The organism is Armatimonadota bacterium, assembly GCA_013314775.1.
Taxonomy (GTDB): domain Bacteria; phylum Armatimonadota; class Zipacnadia; order Zipacnadales; family JABUFB01; genus JABUFB01.
In genome coordinates this window covers 77,207-92,657 of record JABUFB010000011.1, presented here as the reverse complement: position 1 = coordinate 92,657, position 15,451 = coordinate 77,207, and the positions used below count along the sequence as shown (strand labels likewise).

Annotated in this window: 12 protein-coding genes; 10 read left to right on the top strand and 2 right to left on the bottom strand. The window is 64.0% G+C overall.

All coding sequences use genetic code 11. From position 1 onward, the window contains the following. Nucleotides 1-127: 127 nt before the first annotated feature. The 3 genes from HPY44_14900 (at nt 128) to HPY44_14890 (ending at nt 4,022) form a co-directional block, all read left to right on the top strand. On the top strand, nt 128-1,153 hold the full coding sequence (locus tag HPY44_14900; GenBank protein NSW57301.1) for a Gfo/Idh/MocA family oxidoreductase: 1,026 nt from the start codon (nt 128-130) through the stop codon (nt 1,151-1,153). 108 nt (nt 1,154-1,261) lie between these two features. Then, nucleotides 1,262-3,142 (top strand): ABC transporter ATP-binding protein, encoded by a 1,881-nt coding sequence (locus HPY44_14895; protein ID NSW57300.1) that lies wholly within the window; start codon nt 1,262-1,264, stop codon nt 3,140-3,142. Nucleotides 3,143-3,233: 91 nt separating this feature from the next. Further along, entirely contained in the window at nt 3,234-4,022 is a 789-nt protein-coding gene (locus HPY44_14890; GenBank protein ID NSW57299.1) for an HD domain-containing protein, read from the top strand. 479 nt (nt 4,023-4,501) lie between these two features. Here the strand turns inward: HPY44_14890 and HPY44_14885 are convergent, their stop codons facing one another. Both HPY44_14885 and HPY44_14880 read right to left on the bottom strand, forming a co-directional pair. Then, nucleotides 4,502-5,452 (bottom strand): Mrp/NBP35 family ATP-binding protein, encoded by a 951-nt coding sequence (locus HPY44_14885; GenBank protein ID NSW57298.1) that lies wholly within the window; start codon nt 5,450-5,452, stop codon nt 4,502-4,504. A gap of 36 nt (nt 5,453-5,488) precedes the next feature. After that, nucleotides 5,489-6,304 carry a polysaccharide deacetylase family protein gene (locus HPY44_14880; protein NSW57297.1) on the bottom strand — a complete coding sequence of 272 codons (816 nt, stop codon included), beginning with the start codon at nt 6,302-6,304 and terminating at the stop codon, nt 5,489-5,491. A gap of 164 nt (nt 6,305-6,468) precedes the next feature. Between HPY44_14880 and HPY44_14875 the strand changes: the two genes are divergently transcribed. The 7 genes from HPY44_14875 to HPY44_14845 all read left to right on the top strand — a co-directional run bounded on the left by HPY44_14875 (nt 6,469) and on the right by HPY44_14845 (nt 15,339). Next, nucleotides 6,469-7,797 (top strand): FAD-dependent oxidoreductase, encoded by a 1,329-nt coding sequence (locus HPY44_14875; protein NSW57296.1) that lies wholly within the window; start codon nt 6,469-6,471, stop codon nt 7,795-7,797. Between the two features lie 3 nt (nt 7,798-7,800). After that, nucleotides 7,801-9,960, top strand: a complete 2,160-nt coding sequence (locus HPY44_14870) for a hypothetical protein (GenBank protein NSW57295.1) — start codon at nt 7,801-7,803, stop codon at nt 9,958-9,960. 20 nt (nt 9,961-9,980) lie between these two features. Then, nucleotides 9,981-11,849, top strand: coding sequence for a DNA mismatch repair endonuclease MutL (gene mutL, locus HPY44_14865; GenBank protein ID NSW57294.1), 1,869 nt, complete (start codon nt 9,981-9,983; stop codon nt 11,847-11,849). Beyond that, entirely contained in the window at nt 11,849-12,838 is a 990-nt protein-coding gene (miaA, locus tag HPY44_14860; protein ID NSW57293.1) for a tRNA (adenosine(37)-N6)-dimethylallyltransferase MiaA, read from the top strand. Before mutL ends, miaA begins: the two co-directional genes overlap by 1 nt. Nucleotides 12,839-12,859: 21 nt before the next feature. Continuing rightward, nucleotides 12,860-13,069 carry an RNA chaperone Hfq gene (locus HPY44_14855; GenBank protein NSW57292.1) on the top strand — a complete coding sequence of 70 codons (210 nt, stop codon included), beginning with the start codon at nt 12,860-12,862 and terminating at the stop codon, nt 13,067-13,069. A 21-nt stretch (nt 13,070-13,090) separates the two neighbouring features. Next, the gene (locus HPY44_14850) at nt 13,091-13,957 is read left to right on the top strand and encodes a diaminopimelate epimerase (GenBank protein ID NSW57291.1); all 867 of its coding nucleotides are present in this window, start codon (nt 13,091-13,093) and stop codon (nt 13,955-13,957) included. Between the two features lie 197 nt (nt 13,958-14,154). Beyond that, nucleotides 14,155-15,339, top strand: coding sequence for an LL-diaminopimelate aminotransferase (locus HPY44_14845; GenBank protein NSW57290.1), 1,185 nt, complete (start codon nt 14,155-14,157; stop codon nt 15,337-15,339). Nucleotides 15,340-15,451 lie beyond the last annotated feature (112 nt).

Here is a 15,451-nt window from a genome sequence, read left to right as displayed (position 1 = left end):
GGCGTGTCTCCAGGGGTCACGAGACGCAGGTCGGTGTCCAGGCACGGGGCAAGCAACCCTTGAACCATGAAGGAATTGGGCCGGACATGGGGAATGGAACCAGAACACCAACTGCAGGAGGACTGCGATGAAGCCGGTGCGCGTCGGCGTTGTTGGTTTGGGGCACAACGGACAGGCGTGGGTGTCGGGCTACCAGAGCAATGCGCGGGCCCAACTTGTCGCAGTGTGTGATTTCTCGCCCGAAAAAGTCGCACAGGCCCGCGAGCGCGCGCCGCAGGCGAAGGGATACAACCGTCTCGCGGACATGCTGGAGCAGGAGAATCTGGATGCAGTGTCGGTGCACACCCCCGACCACCTGCATGCCGAGCCGTTCATTGAGGCCCTCGAAGCGGGTTGCCACGTGCTCGTGGAAAAGCCCATCGGCAATACCCTGGAAGACCTTGACCGCATGACCCAGGCAGCCCGTCAGAGTGACCGCAAGACCCACGTGGGGCAGATCCTGCGATTCAACCCCTTCTTTGCTAAGGTCAAGGAACTCTGCGCGAACGGCACGCTGGGGGAAATCTTCTATCTCGAGGGCGACTATATTCACGGGCTGCTCTGCCAGGCAGATCCGGCGCGAATCGACCCCAATATCGGTAACATCAACTGGTACCTGGAGCACGAGAAGCCCATTGTCGGCGGGGGCGTACATCCCTTCGACCTGCTGCGTTGGTATGCCGACAGCGAGGCGGTGGAAGTGGACGGTTTCGGCAATTCCATCGCCTTCCCGGCTATGAAGCACAATGACTGCATGTGCGCGGTCTTCCGGTTCGAGAGTGGGGCGGTTGCCAAGGTGGCGGCTCTGTACGGTCCGGTGGGGCCTATGGCCCCGTTGTATAACCTCGCCGTCTACGGGACAAAGGGCACCGTGCGCGGCGGCAAGCTCTACGTGGGCGAGGGGCATGACGCCGAGGAGACGGACTTGACCCACCTGGCGGTGCATGGCCACCCGTACGACCCCCAGATCGAGCATTTCCTGGCTGCGATCCAGGAGGACACGCCGACCCTCGTCGATGCCTTCAGCGGCGCCAATAGCGCGGCGGCCACCATTATGGCCGCGGAAGCAATCCGCACCGGTCGACGGCAGACCATCCCGGTCTACGAACCGTAAATCACGACAGTTCCGGAACACCACATGCTGCGCGGTATGGGATCAGAGCGAACGCTGGGGGGAATGCACAGGACCTTTGGCCTCCAGCGGCACACGGGGGTGGGCGAGGTGACGGCGCCCCTGCCGATCACCCGTGCCCGCCTGAGCCGGGTTGCCCAGCACTTCAAGCCCTATTGGCTACAGTGGATCGCCATCATCCTGTGCATCGCGGCCACGTCCGGTCTCGGCGTACTTCCACCCCTGTGCGTGCGGGGTATCCTGGACAACGCGATCCCCGACAAGGACTCACGGCTGCTATCACTCCTGGTGGGAGCAATCGTCGCTCTTACGGTGGTCTCCAGCCTCATTAGCGTGCTGCAGAATTACCTGAACATGCGCGTGGGTCAGGGCATCATGTGCGACCTGCGCAATCACCTGTACCGCCACCTGCAGAGGCAGTCGCTGGGCTTCTACACGGTCACCCGCGCGGGCGAAATCGTCTCGCGGGTGAACAATGACGTTTCTGCGGTGCAGGGCGTGGTGACCGACTCCATTGTCTCTATCGTCGGTAACATCTTCACCCTCATTGCCACCCTCATCGTGATTATCTCCATGGACCCGCTGCTGGCGCTGCTTGCCATCGTCGTGGTGCCCACCTTCTACCTGCCAACGAGGTACGTAGGGCGAGTGAGGCACCGGCTCTCGCGGCTCACTCAGGAGCAGCAAGCCGAACTCGTGGCATTCATGGAGGAGCGGCTGAACATCGGAGGCATCCTGCTCACCAAGCTCTTCGGCCAAACCCGCGCCGACGCCGACTTGTTCACCGAACGCAACCGGCAGGTCATGGAACTCAACGTAAAGCAGGCCATGGCGGGACGCTGGCTGTTCATGTGCCTTGCAGTGTTCAGCGTGCTGGGTCCTGCAGCCATTTACTGGTACGGCGGGCACCAGGCAATACGAGGCGAACTTTCCGTCGGTACGATCATCGCCTTCGTGGCGTATCTGTCCAACCTGTATCGGCCGGTGGGGCAACTCGCGAACGTGTATGTCAATCTCCAGGGCGCCCTGGCCGTTTTCGAGCGCATCTATGAGTATCTGGACAGGAGACCCGAGGTCGATGACTCGCCAAACGCCGTTCAGATGCGGGAGACGAAGGGCGCAATCAGCTTCCACGAAGTGAGCTTCGAGTACCCGAAACCGCCCATTCCACCGGGTGCGGAGGCACAGACGGGGGACACGCAGCCCGTGACCGGTGAGCCGCTGGAGAGTGAGGCCCCGGAGGTGGATCGCCGGGCGCTCAAGGACGTGTCCTTCGACATTGAACCGGGGCAGCGCGTAGCCCTTGTGGGGCCAAGCGGCGCAGGCAAGACCACGGTTACTTACCTCATCCCGCGATTCTACGATCCGACGGAGGGCAAAGTCACACTCGACGGGAAAGACCTGAGGGACATCACTCAGGACACCCTGCGCTCCCACATTGCTACTGTGACCCAGGACACGTTCTTGTTCCATGCCACCGTACGCGACAACCTTCTCTATGCCCGTCCGGGGGCCACAGACGATGAGATTGTGGCGGCCACGAAGGCCGCGAACATCCACGATTTCATCACAGAGCTGTCCGACGGTTACGACACGATCGTGGGGGAGCGCGGGTTCCGGCTGTCCGGTGGAGAGAAGCAGCGGCTTGCCATCGCCCGGGCACTGCTCAAAGACCCGAGGATCCTGATCCTGGATGAGGCCACCAGTAACCTCGACGCAACGTCTGAGTACCTGATCCAGCAGGCGCTGGAAGTGCTGCTGAAGGGCCGGACCGCGGTGATCATCGCGCACCGGCTGTCCACGATCCTCACCGCGGACCGCATTATCGTTCTGGATCGGGGGCGCGTGGTGGAATCCGGCCGCCACAGCGAACTTCTGGCCGCCAAAGGCCTGTACGCGAAACTGTACCGGCAGCAGTTCGAGAAAGTAGTCGGCCCGGAGGTTGAGGCGCAAGGGGCAGGCCCGAAGTAAGCCGACCCATTGTGCCGGAAGCTTGACACATCTGGCGCTGTTTTGCAGAATTCCTACACATCATTCAGCATTGCGAGACTGGACCGCCCTCATGCGTAATATCGTCCCCGAGCTGGAGCGGATCATCCGCGACCGGCTTATCGGTTGGCCCCCCGACTGGGAAGGGTACCACTGGCCCGGATACACCTACGAACACACTCTTCGCGTGCGTGACCTCGCCCTGACACTGGCGGAACGCGAGCGGGCAGACCCCGACGTGGTGCTGCTGGCATCCCTCCTGCATGATATCCGAAAGGACGCCGGCAGAGATCATGCTGAGATTGGGGCGCAGGAGGCCGGGCGAATTCTCAGGGAACTTGGTGTGCCGGATGGGATCATCGCCCGGGTCTGCGAGGCGATATCTCTTCACTCCGGCTCCAACACCCCGGATAGCCCCGTTGAGAGCCTGTGCCTCGGCGATGCGGACTTCATAGATGGGAACTTCGGAATCGTCGCGGTCTGGCGCTTTCTGACCATCCGGTCCGGACATGGGCATCCGCTTGCGGCGACCCTCGAAGAGATGAGGGGATGGCTGCCGCGCAAGGAGCAGCTTCTTGTGAGCCCTGGGCCGCATACCCGTGCAGGCCGTGAGATTGCGCGGCAGCGGGCGGCGCGTATGCAGGTGTTCGCGGATGCCTTGCTGGATGCCTCGCACGCCAAAGCAAACGGTCACGGACCTGGCCTGATGGACCTGGCTGCTTGCATCCACGGGCACTGCGGGCGCAGGCTTCTCACTGAGCAGCTCGCCGATTTCGACCAGCTTGCGGCAACTGACGACGCCGACCCGATCCTGGGCGCTGTCTGCCGGTCGGTGCGGCTGGAAGTGATGGGAAAGCACTGAAGGCGTCCGGCGAGTCTGGTCGGTGGGGGGGGGCCGCACCGCGAGCCGGGTCCCGACGGCAATTGCCTCCCAGGGGTCGTCGCGTTTTCCGCGTCGGGGCCCGATCGCTCTCGTTGGCTATGTGCTGCAGGGATGGGCCGGTGCCTTAGCCTCATAGCCCGCGAAGCGGGAAGCAACCGCTGGCCAACCCGTGTGTGGCGCGAGAGCCCCTGAGAGGGGCGCCACTGATGCGTCGGGCGATCCAGTGTTGTGCCGCCCCCATTCCGGGGCTCAGAGACGCGAATGTGGCGCTGACCACGGGTTGCGTTTCGCTTTACTCCACTCCACCCGCGACTATAGGCTGCCGCCCGCTTCCCGGGCTGTGAGAAGGCGCCCACCCGGACGATCCAGACATGTTCGGGCCGGCCATCGGATGATGTCAAGCACCAGCAAGACTGGAGTGCCCTCCGCCCGACACCCCACCGCAACCACCACGGCGCTCAGCCCTCGGCCAGCTTCACCAGCCGTTCGACGATGCTCTCATACACCTGCTTGACTTCCGGCGGAGCGTCGGGGCCAAGGAGCGGCCTGCCCTCGTCGGACAGCCGCGTCACATCGGCCACGATTGGGACCTGACCAAGGAGCGGCACCCCAAGCTGGTCGGCCATTGCCTGGCCTCCGCCTGCGCCGAAAATGTCGGTCTTCTCGCCACAGTGAGGGCATATGAACCCGCTCATGTTCTCGATGATCCCGACAATGGGCAGGTCCACCGCTTTCACGAAGTTCGCGGCCTTGCGGCAGTCGGCGGTGCTGACATCCTGGGGCGTCGTGACGATGATCGCGCCCTCGGCATTCGGGAACATCTGGGCGACAGTCAGTGCCTCGTCGCCAGTTCCTGGCGGCAGGTCGGCCACGAGGTAGTCCAGCGGCCCCCAGTCCACGTCGGACACGAACTGGCGTATGACTCCCGAGCGCAGGGGACCGCGCCAGATCACCGGGTCGTCCTTGCCCTGGGTGAAGAACCCGATGGACATAACCATGAGATTCTCGAACACCGGCACGGGGGAGATGCTCCCGCCCACCCCCTGCACGCGTTGGCCGGAAAGGCCCATCATGATCGGGATCGTCGGCCCGTGCAGGTCGGCGTCCAGGAGGCCCACGCGCTTGTCTCGCAGCGCGAATCCCCATGCGAGGCTTGCCGCGACCGTGCTCTTACCTACGCCGCCCTTGCCGCTGATCACAACATAAGTGTGTTTGATGAGAGATGCCCGCTCCTGCAAGCGCTTCTCCTGCAGGTGCAATTCTCGTTCCTGATCGCTGGCCGTCGCGGCGGCCGGGCAGTTCTGGCAATCGCCCGAGCACTCTTTCTCGTCTCCGCAGCCCTCGACCGGTTCGGACGCTTCCTGGGGCTTCTCTTGCTTCTTGTATGAATCCCGCCAACTGTCGGACATTGTGCCACCCTCTCGTTCTGGCCTTCCGGGAGACAGTCAGGCCGTGAGTTCCCGGTAGTAGTCCAGGTAAGTCATGCACGGCATGCCGAGCTGCTTGACGCGAACCAGGAGCAGTTCGATGGGAGCCATCGCCGCGTCAAAGCGCATAATAGACCAGGGATGCTGCACGAGCGAGACGTACTCCGCGCCGGTCTCCAGTGCGTGTTCGATCCAGCGGCCCTCTTGCGCGAAGACTTCCACCACCGTGCGCGGCTGGCCAGGCGGCATCGCGAAGTCGTAGACCGGCGGGAAATAGGTGATATGCCCCGTCCAGCCCTTCAGCACATTATCGTGCCACCCATGACCTGGGATTTCCGTGATGTCCGGGTACCCGTCGGGCTCGTGGGTGTACGCCTGCTTGAGTGGGTTCGGGATGGAGTCCAGCGGCCCGCGCAGGTCGGCGCTGACGAACCGAATACCGTGCCTGCGGAGGATCTCCAGCCGGTCCGGGACCCCGCTGAACCCGCCTTCGAACCCGCAGCCGGGCCGGAATCCGATACATTCGCGCTCGAACACGTCCTCCACGAGTTGCTTGCCCCGGCCCACTTCCTCGTCCATCTGCTCCAGACTCACCGCCGGCCCGTGGGGGCGGCTGTCCTTGAGCATCTGGTGGGAGTAGCTGTGAGACTGCACATCGAATAGCGGGTCGTCCAGGATCTCTCGGTACCTTGGCCCGTCGCGTTCCAGGAGCTTCCCCACGATGAAGAAGGTCGCAGGGATCTCATACTTGCGGTGCAGGGCCACGAGAACCGGGACGGCTTCGAGTTCGTGGTCAATGGCCTCGGTGTCATATGCGGCAATGTAGCGTGTCACGGATACCCCTCCGGACGTGTCGATTCAGGTCTCGGGAGGTTATCCCACTCGCGGCAACCCCTGTCAATCCCGTTTTTCAGGTTATCCGCGACCGCCCTTGTGAAATCCAGCGCGTCGCGGTATCCTGTCTCCCGTTGCCAGTGCTCAGCGTGGGAGACACAGTCATGTCCTACGATGTCATCGTCTGCGGCGGGGGAACTGCGGGTTCAGTGGCGGCGATTGCGGCGGCCAGGCGCGGTGTGAAGACCCTGATCGTCGAGCAGTTCGGCTTCCTCGGCGGCAGCCAGACCGCTGCTCTCGTATTGCCCCTTATGAGCTATTCCACCGGCGGCGAGAAGCTGGTGCTGGGCATCTGCGAGGAGATCAATCAGCGCTGCAACGATCTTCCCGGCGACAATGAGGGCATGTTTTTCAACCCCGAGCTGCTCAAGTACGTGCTCGAGGAGATGGTGCTCGAGGCAGGGTGCGACCTGTCCTACCATACGTACATCATCGGCGCGACCGTGCGCAATGGCGCTCTGCGGTCCATCGAGGTGGCGGGAAAGTCGGGCAGGCGGGAACTGGAAGCGAAGCAGTTCATCGACTGCACCGGCGATGCCGACGTGGCGTACCTGTCAGGGGCCCCCTTCGAGAGCGGACGGCCGGAAGATGGTCTGAACCAGTCGGCCAGCCTGCGATTCACCGTGGGCGGGGTGGACCTGGAACGTCTGGCCGCGTTCCTGCGCGAAAAGGGCGGTCTCGATGCACACCCGCCGCGATTCGGCTGGGGCTTTGCGAAAGGTGGCGTGGGAGACAAGGGCCTGGGCGCGCTCATGGAGCAGGCCGAGCAGGACGGGGTGTTCACCGCCGAAGAGGGCGGGTATATCCAGTTCTTCACCATTCCCGGACGGCCCGGCGAGCTTGGCTTCAACTGTCCCCGGATCACCCACGTCAATGGCGCCCGCGACGAGGACCTTACCCGCGCCCAGGTGCAGGGTCGCAGGATTATCCCGCGCATCATGGAGTTCTGCCGGCGCTACCTGGATGGTTTTGATGACGCGTATCTCGCCCAGACCGCGCCCATGGTGGGCATCCGCGAGAGCCGGCGCATTGTGGGCGAGTATGTGCTCAGCGCCGAGGATTTCCGGCAGGCCCGGAAGTTTGAGGATGGGATCGCCAAGTCGTGTTACCCCATCGACATCCACAACCCTTCGGGCGTGGGCGTGACCCTGGAGCGCCTGGGGCCCGGCGAGTACCATGAGATCCCGTACCGCTGCCTGGTGCCGCTGTGCGTCGACAACTTGCTGGTTGCAGGGCGCTGCATTTCGGCGACTTTTGAAGCTCAAGCCGCGATCCGCATTGAGGCCACCTGCCGTGCAATGGGGGAAGCGGCGGGGGTTGCGGCGGCCCTGTGCGTGCGGCATGGGGTGACGCCGAGAGCCCTGAGTTCCGATCTGCTCCTGGCCGCCCTGCGCGAGAACGGAGCCAACGTTCATGCACCGGAGGAGACGTGAGCGATGGCGGCTGAGATCGGGGCATTGACTCGGCGAGTCTGTGCACTGCGCGAGGCCCTCACGCGGTCGATGTGCGATGACTCCGGCCACCGGGTGCTCCGGTTCGCATTCGATGCTGAGGAGTACCTGGGCAAGGAGGAACTCCGCGTCGCCTCATACCGGGAGACCGTGGGCGAAGAGATGGTCCTGCGGCGCGCGAAGGCCTTCGCGCGAATCTGCCGGGACTGGGTGACCGCCCTGCGGCCCGGCGAGCTTATCGCAGGCAGCCAGCGGGGGAACATCTGGCAGAGAGGCGCACGCTCGGTCACCAGCCCCGAGCAGGACGCGCGCAGTGCGGCCATCGACCAGGCCCGGAGCGAACTGGGCATCCATTTTGGGGAAGGCCACATGGTCTGCGATTATCCGCGCATCCTCGACGAAGGCCTTTGCGCGCAGGTTGCGAGGATAGATGCGCTGATGGGACCGTGTGATCGGGGGTCATCCGCACTCTCCGAGTGGCGGGCGATGAAGATCACCTGCGAAGCCGCCCGCGACTTCGCACTCCATCACGCCCGGCAGATCCGCGACCGCGCTGAAAGCGAAAACGACCCTGTTCGACGGGCCGAACTGCTCACAATCGCCGACACGTGCGAGCGCGTCCCCTGGCAACCCGCACGCAGCTTCCGCGAGGCAGTGCAATCCTTCTGGTTCCTGCATTTGCTGCTGCACGTGGAGTCACCCTCGGTGGCGGTCTCACCTGGCCGGCTGGATCAGTATCTCTATCGGTTCTACCGAGATGACCTCGCGGCCGGGCGTATCACGCGCGAGGAAGCGCGGGAGCTTCTGGCGTGTCTGTGGCTGAAGTTCTGGGAGGGCGACGAGTCCCAGAATGTCACCATCGGGGGCGTGGACGCCGACGGGCGAGACGTCACCAACGAACTCACGCTGTGGATGATTGAGCTCACCGATGAATTGGAGGCTTTCCAGCCTTCGGTATCTGTGCGAGTGCATCCAGGTTCGCCGCAGGAGTACCTGAAGGCCGCCGCGCGGCTGGCCGGGAAGGGCCTTGGGCAGCCCTCGTTCTTCAATGACCCGGTGGTGCGGGCGGGCTTGGAGAGCATCGGCGTCCCGGCGGAGGAATCCTGGGACTGGGCCATCGTCGGCTGCTATGAGGCGGTGGTTGCGGGAGCTGAATGGGGACGCACGGTGGCCGGAGGAGCCTCTCTGCCGGAGTGCGTGCTGCGCGCCCTGGAGACCCGCCCGGAATCCTTCGGTGACCTGCTGGAGCTGACCCGTGCCGAGCTCGCGCGCGACATCGAACAGGTGGTCTCACGGGCCAACGAACACGAGTGCTTTGAGGCCCAGTGGGCGCCCTCGCCGTTCCAGTCGGTCCTGATGCGGGACTGCATCGGGACCGGTACCGACATATACGCCGGTGGAGCGCGGTACAATTTCAGCGCCTGCTGGCCCGGCTGTCTGGCCACCGCGGTAGACTCGCTGCAGGCTGCCCGGACTCTCGTGTACCAGGACCGTTCGGTAAGCGTTGAACAGTTGCTTTCGGCGCTGCGGGACGACTTCGAGGGCAGTGAGGACCTGCGGGCCCTGCTGGTACACGGTGCGCCCAAGTTCGGCAATGATTCGGCGGAAGTGGATGCATTGGCGGCCGATCTGTGCGCGTTCTTCTGTGCGGAGGCCACGAAACACCGTAATGCCCGGGGTGGGCGCATCAAGCCCTCACTGGCCATGTACCAACAGCATTACCGGGGGCGAGACGTGGGAGCCACGCCGGACGGTCGCCGGGCAGGGGCCAACTTTTCAGTGGGCGTCGGGCCGACGCCGGGCTGCAATGAGCTCGGCATCACCGCGACCCTCGCCTCCTGCGCGAAGCTGCCGCATCATCTTGCGCCCAATGGCAATTTCCTGAACATCTCCCTGGCGCCGGATCATGTCGCGGGTGACGACGGCCTGGAGCGGGTGCTGCAGCTGATCCGCACCTACTTCGAGCAGGGCGGCTCCCACGTGATGCTGAATGTCGTGGACAGCGACACATTGCGCGACGCCCAGACCCATCCGGAGCGCCACCGGGACCTGATGGTGCGCATTTCCGGCTTGAGCGCGTACTTCGTGACCCTTCCAAGACATATTCAGGACGATCTCATCGAGCGAACAGCGCAGGGCCTGTAGGCATGCGCAACTGAAAGATAATGGCTCACGTAAGGGTACTCAGCGAGGCACTCGCCAACCGCATCGCCGCCGGTGAGGTGGTGGAACGTCCTGCCAGCGTGGTCAAGGAGCTGGTGGAGAATTCCGTGGATGCCGGAGCGCGGAGGGTCGAAGTCGAACTGGTGGATGGCGGCCGGGGTCTGATCCGCGTTACCGACGACGGCCACGGCATGTCCGCCGAGGATGCGCGTCTTGCGGTGCAGCGTTTCGCTACCAGCAAGATCGCGGACGCAGATGACCTGGACGCCATTCAGACCATGGGTTTCAGGGGCGAAGCGCTCCCCAGTATCGCGGCGGTCTCCCGGTTTCGACTGGTGTCCCGCGAACCGGGCAGTGAAGAAGGCTGCGAGGTAACGATCCAGGGCGGGAGCGACGCCGAAGTCCACCCGGTGGGCTGCCCGCCGGGCACCACCGTTGAGGTAGCCGATCTCTTCTTCAATACTCCGGCCCGCGCCAAGTTTCTTTCAACCACCGCACGGGAACGTGGGCATTGCGCCGACTGGGTCTCGCGCCTTGCCATGGCCCGACCAGACGTTGCCTTCAAGCTCACTCACAATGGCGAGGTCCTTTTCACGACATCGGGCGCTGGTGATCTTCGTTCGGTGATCGCCACCATATACGGCAGCGCCGCCGCCCGAGATTTCCTGGATGTCGAACTCGAACGCGACGGCGTCCGGGTTCACGGGCTTGTTTCCAGGCCCACTTTGCTGCGCAGCACCCGCAGCCACCAGATGTTTTTCGTCAATCGTCGATTCGTGCGCAGCCGACAGATGAGTCACGCGCTGGACGAGGCGTACGGACTTCTGCTTCCTGCAGGTCGCCATGCTCTGTGTGCACTGCACCTCGACGTGGAGCCGACGCGCGTTGACCCGAACGTGCATCCCACCAAGATCGAGGTGCGGTTCCGCGAGGGTGGCGCGGTACATTCCCTGGTTCAGGCGGCGGTGGAGAATGCCCTCGCGGATGCCGGGTTCCGGTCTCTCAGCCAGGGAACTCGACACGTCTATCGCCGCCCGGAAGAGGGTGACAAATTGGGCGTGCCGGGAGCAGAGCCTTTCGGCGGGGACAGGTTCGGCGGTGGCCTGCCCGCCGGGAGAGCACCCCTGGGCGACATGGACCAGCGCATGCGGGCTCGACGCCTCAGGGTCAATCCCTTCGAGGACCGAGTGGACGACCGCGATGAGGGACTTGGCGTTTTCGCCGACCCTGTCATCTCCCTGCCAGCGGAACGCGGACCGGCGGAGTCTGTGCTGGAATTTGCGGCAGAGCGCGGGCAGGTGGAGGTGCTCGGGCAGCTTGCAGGGCGGTACATCGTGGCCCGATCGCCCGAGGGTCTGCTGCTTATCGACCAGCACCGGGCTGCGGAGCGCGTGATCCTGGAGAGCCTGAGACCGGAGCGGGTGACCCGGCAGTTGCTGGTGGTTCCCGAAACGCTGCAACTGTCCCCCGGGGAGATGGAAGTGGCCCGAGCCAGCCTGCAGTGGCTGGGTGAGCTGGGCTACGAACTGGAGGATTTCGGCCCCGGCGCGTTCCTGGTGCGTTCCGTGCCCGCGTCCACGGCGGAACTGGCCCCCATTGAGACGCTGCGCAACGCCATCGCTGAACTCGCCGACGCCGAGACCACGCCTTCGCTTGACCGGCGGCGGGAGAAGCTCCGGGCCACGGTCGCCTGTCACGCGGCGCTCAAGGCGGGGGAGAGGATGGGGCAAGCGGCCATGCAGAAGCTCGTGGATGATCTCCTGAAGAGCGAGGCTCCAGCCGTCTGCCCTCACGGTGACCCGATCATCGTGTCCTTCGGGCTGGATCGGCTGGACCGGCAGTTTCGGCGCAATCCGGGAAGCGTGACCTGATGCCTCCGGTGATTCCGCTCCTGGTCATCGCCGGCCCCACGGCATCCGGAAAGACCGAAGCCGCGATCCGCGTGGCCAGGTGCGTCGGCGGGGAAATAGTCTCCGCCGATTCCATGCAGATCTACCGGGGGCTGGACGTGGGAACCGCGAAACCGACGTCCGAGGAGCGGCGGGCGGCGCGGTTCCATCTCGTCGACTGTGTGGACCTGGACCAGCCGTACACCGTGGCCGATTTCCAGAGAGACGCGAGGCGGGCGATTCGCGAAATCTACGGGCGCGGGAATCTGCCGATCCTCTGTGGTGGAACGGGCCTGTACATCCGGGCGCTGCTACGGCATTTCGACTTCCCGCCGGCGCAGGCTGGAGGATCTCGGGTGGTGAGACGCAGGCTTGAGGACGAACTGGCGCAACTGGGCAGTGAGGCGATGCACGCAAGGCTTGCCTCGGCAGATCCAGTCGCGGCAGCGGAAATCAGCCCGTCTGACAGCAAGCGCATCGTGCGCGCCCTGGAAGTGCTGGAGATTACCGGGAACGCAATCAGCGAACAGCGGCGCGTTGACGCGACTCCGGAGGTCCATTATAATGCGCTCTATCTTGTAATCAGCCGCCCGCGCGAGGCATTGTACGAAGGGATCGACGCTCGCGTCGACCGCATGCTGAGCCACGGCTGGCTGGACGAAGTGCGTGCCATCGATGCGCGGGGGTTGCAGCCCGCGCTACCGTCCCTTCAGGCTCTGGGTTATCGTCAGATGCTCGCGTGGCTCAACTTCCCGGGGCCGCGCGAGAGCTTTGCGCAGGTCGTCGCATCGATCAAGCGCGAGACGCGCCGGTTCGCCAAGCGCCAGTTGACGTGGTTCCGGCGTGAGGAAGGCGCGGTCTGGCGGGAGTGGCGGACTGATGCTGAGTTCGCCCTGGTTGAGGCTGAATTGTGTCGGCTCGGAGCTCAATTGGCTTGGGGGGCTCAATCTCGCCGTTTCAGCGGCGCGTGAACAACTGACGGGGGTATGAGATTGGCCGCGAAGGGATCTGTGCAGGATGTCTACCTCAAAGCCGCGGCGGATGCCAAGTCCGCGGTTCGCATCAGTCTGCTCAATGGCAAGGACCTGCGTGGTGTGGTCAAACAATTTGATGCGTTCACACTGATCGTGTCTGTCAAGGACATGGACATACTCGTCTACAAGAGCGCCATCGCTGCCATCGGTCCGGCCAACACGCCCTGACCGGGTCGCGGGAGGGTACGGATGCGTTTCACCAAGCTCCACGGTCTTGGGAACGACTACATCTACATCGACGCCGTCAACCAGGACCTGAGCGCTTACGACCTGCCCGAGCTCTCGCGCGTCCTGTCCGACCGCAATTTCGGCATCGGCGGCGACGGGATCATTCTCGTTCGCCCGTCGGACGTAGCCGACTTCGCCATGCGCATCTACAACTCCGACGGCAGTGAGGCGGAGATGTGCGGCAATGGTATGCGGGCCTTCGCGAAGTTCGTCTATGAGCACGGGCTGACGCAAAAAACATCCCTGGAAGTGGAGACGTACGCGGGGATTATCAAGCCGGTTCTCACGGTGGAAGACGGCAAGGTCACCCTCATCCGTGTGGACATGGGCGAACCCAGACTGAAGCGGTCCGAGATCCCGATGACCGGTGAACCCGCCGATCAGCCCGTGATTGCCGAACCGCTGCAAGTCAATGGCTACGACCTGAGGATCACCTGCGTGTCCATGGGCAATCCGCACTGCGTGATCTTCGTGGATGATGCCGACAGCTTCCCGGTGCGTGAACTCGGTCCGGTGATTGAGTGCCACCCGCTCTTCCCTCGCAAGACCAATGTCGAGTTCGCGAGGATTGAAGACCGGCAGAATATCCAGATGCGGGTGTGGGAGCGGGGTGCGGGCGTTACGCTTGCCTGTGGCACCGGCGCATCAGCGACGGTAGTTGCCGCGGTGCTCAATGACCTTGCGGACCGCACGGCGCGGGTGTCTCTGCTAGGCGGAGACCTGTTCATCGAGTGGGCCGAGAACAATCACATTTTCCTGACTGGGCCGGCCGAGGAGGCTTTCTCGGGTGAAGTGCATCCCGAGCTCCTGGCGCAAGCCGTGAAGTAGGCGGACTATGCTCCCCCTCTCTCGCCACAATCAGACTGCGCAAACCCCCGGGAGGTGTCGGGACCGCGGGCGCCACTGGCGCTCGCGCAGTAAGGGCGCGTGACGCCGTCAGTGTCGCGGCCAGTGTCCCCGGCCGCTTTCCCGCCGACCCAATATCCGAACCAAGACTGCCCTGTTGATTCTGGGAGGGTTACTCTGTGGAGCTTGCACAGCGCTTGCAGCGCATCCCGCCGTACCCGTTCCGCGCCATCGCCGAACTGAAGTCGCGCATGATTTCCGAGGGCAAGGAGCCCATCGACTTCGGCATCGGCGACCCCGACCTGCCCACGCCGCAGTTTGTTATCGACGCTCTCTACGAGGCTGCGAAGGATCCTTCCACGCACCCGTATGATGAGACAGGTTACGGAACCCCTGAGTACAAGGACGCCATCGCGAGGTTCGCGAAGCGCCGGTTCGGAATCGACGTCAGCCCGGAGGGGGAGATCCAGAGCTGCATCGGCTCCAAGGAGGCGCTGGTGCACATCATCTGGGCGTATATCGACCCCAGCGATGTGGTTCTCGTGCCAGACCCGGCGTACTCGGTCTACAAGGTACAGACCACCTGGTGCGGCGGGGCGCCGTTCCCCATGCCCCTGCGCGCCGAGAATGGCTTTCTGCCCGACTTCGACGCCATCCCGCGGTCGGTCGCAAAGGCCGCGAAGCTCCTGTTCCTCAACTACCCGAACAACCCCACGGGTGCTGTGGCGCCACTGGAGTTCTACGAGCGGGCCGTCGCCTTCGCCCAGGAGTTCGGGTTGCTTATCGTCAATGACTGCGCCTATTCCGAGGTCGCCTTCGACGGCTACAAACCCCACAGCATTCTCGAAGTGGACGGCGCCAAAGACGTTGCTATCGAGATGCATTCTCTCTCGAAAACCTTCAACATGACCGGCTGGCGCGTGGGTTGGGCGATGGGTGGCAAGCCGTACATCGAGGCCCTGTCCAAGTGCAAGAGCAATGTGGACAGCGGGACCTTCATGGCCATCCAGCGGGCAGGGGTCGCGGCGCTGGACCGGTTCGAGGAATGGGTCCCGAAGATGCAGGGCGAATACCAGGCCCGGCGCAATGCACTAATCGATGGGCTCAACAGCCTCGGCTGGAACCTCGAAAAGCCCCGGGCAGCCTTCTATGTCTGGGTGCCGGTGCCGCCGGGGTACACGTCCGAGACCTTCGCCACGGCGCTCCTGCGGGACTGCCGGGTCCTGGCAATTCCCGGCAGTGTCTACGGCGAGTTCGGCGAGGGCTTTGTCCGCATGTCCCTGACCCTCAAGGCCCACGACAAGCTTGGTCAGATCAACACGGCCATCGAGAACATGCGCGCGAACCTGAGCCTCAACTGGTGACACAGACGCGGGGCGTCCGGGCTCGTGTAGTACCCGGGCGCCCCTTCAGCCCCATCTCAGCCGCCCCCTCAGGGTCATGATAGACACCCATTGCCACATTCTTCCGGGAATT

Excerpts from the sequence above, each read along its gene's own strand:
- HPY44_14900 (NSW57301.1), top strand. The coding sequence starts at position 128 with ATGAAGCCGGTGCGCGTCGGCGTTGTTGGTTTGGGGCACAACGGACAG.
- HPY44_14890 (NSW57299.1), top strand. The coding sequence starts at position 3,234 with ATGCGTAATATCGTCCCCGAGCTGGAGCGGATCATCCGCGACCGGCTT.
- HPY44_14885 (NSW57298.1), bottom strand. The coding sequence starts at position 5,452 with ATGTCCGACAGTTGGCGGGATTCATACAAGAAGCAAGAGAAGCCCCAG.
- HPY44_14875 (NSW57296.1), top strand. The coding sequence starts at position 6,469 with ATGTCCTACGATGTCATCGTCTGCGGCGGGGGAACTGCGGGTTCAGTG.
- HPY44_14870 (NSW57295.1), top strand. The coding sequence starts at position 7,801 with ATGGCGGCTGAGATCGGGGCATTGACTCGGCGAGTCTGTGCACTGCGC.
- mutL (NSW57294.1), top strand. The coding sequence starts at position 9,981 with ATGGCTCACGTAAGGGTACTCAGCGAGGCACTCGCCAACCGCATCGCC.
- miaA (NSW57293.1), top strand. The coding sequence starts at position 11,849 with ATGCCTCCGGTGATTCCGCTCCTGGTCATCGCCGGCCCCACGGCATCC.
- HPY44_14850 (NSW57291.1), top strand. The coding sequence starts at position 13,091 with ATGCGTTTCACCAAGCTCCACGGTCTTGGGAACGACTACATCTACATC.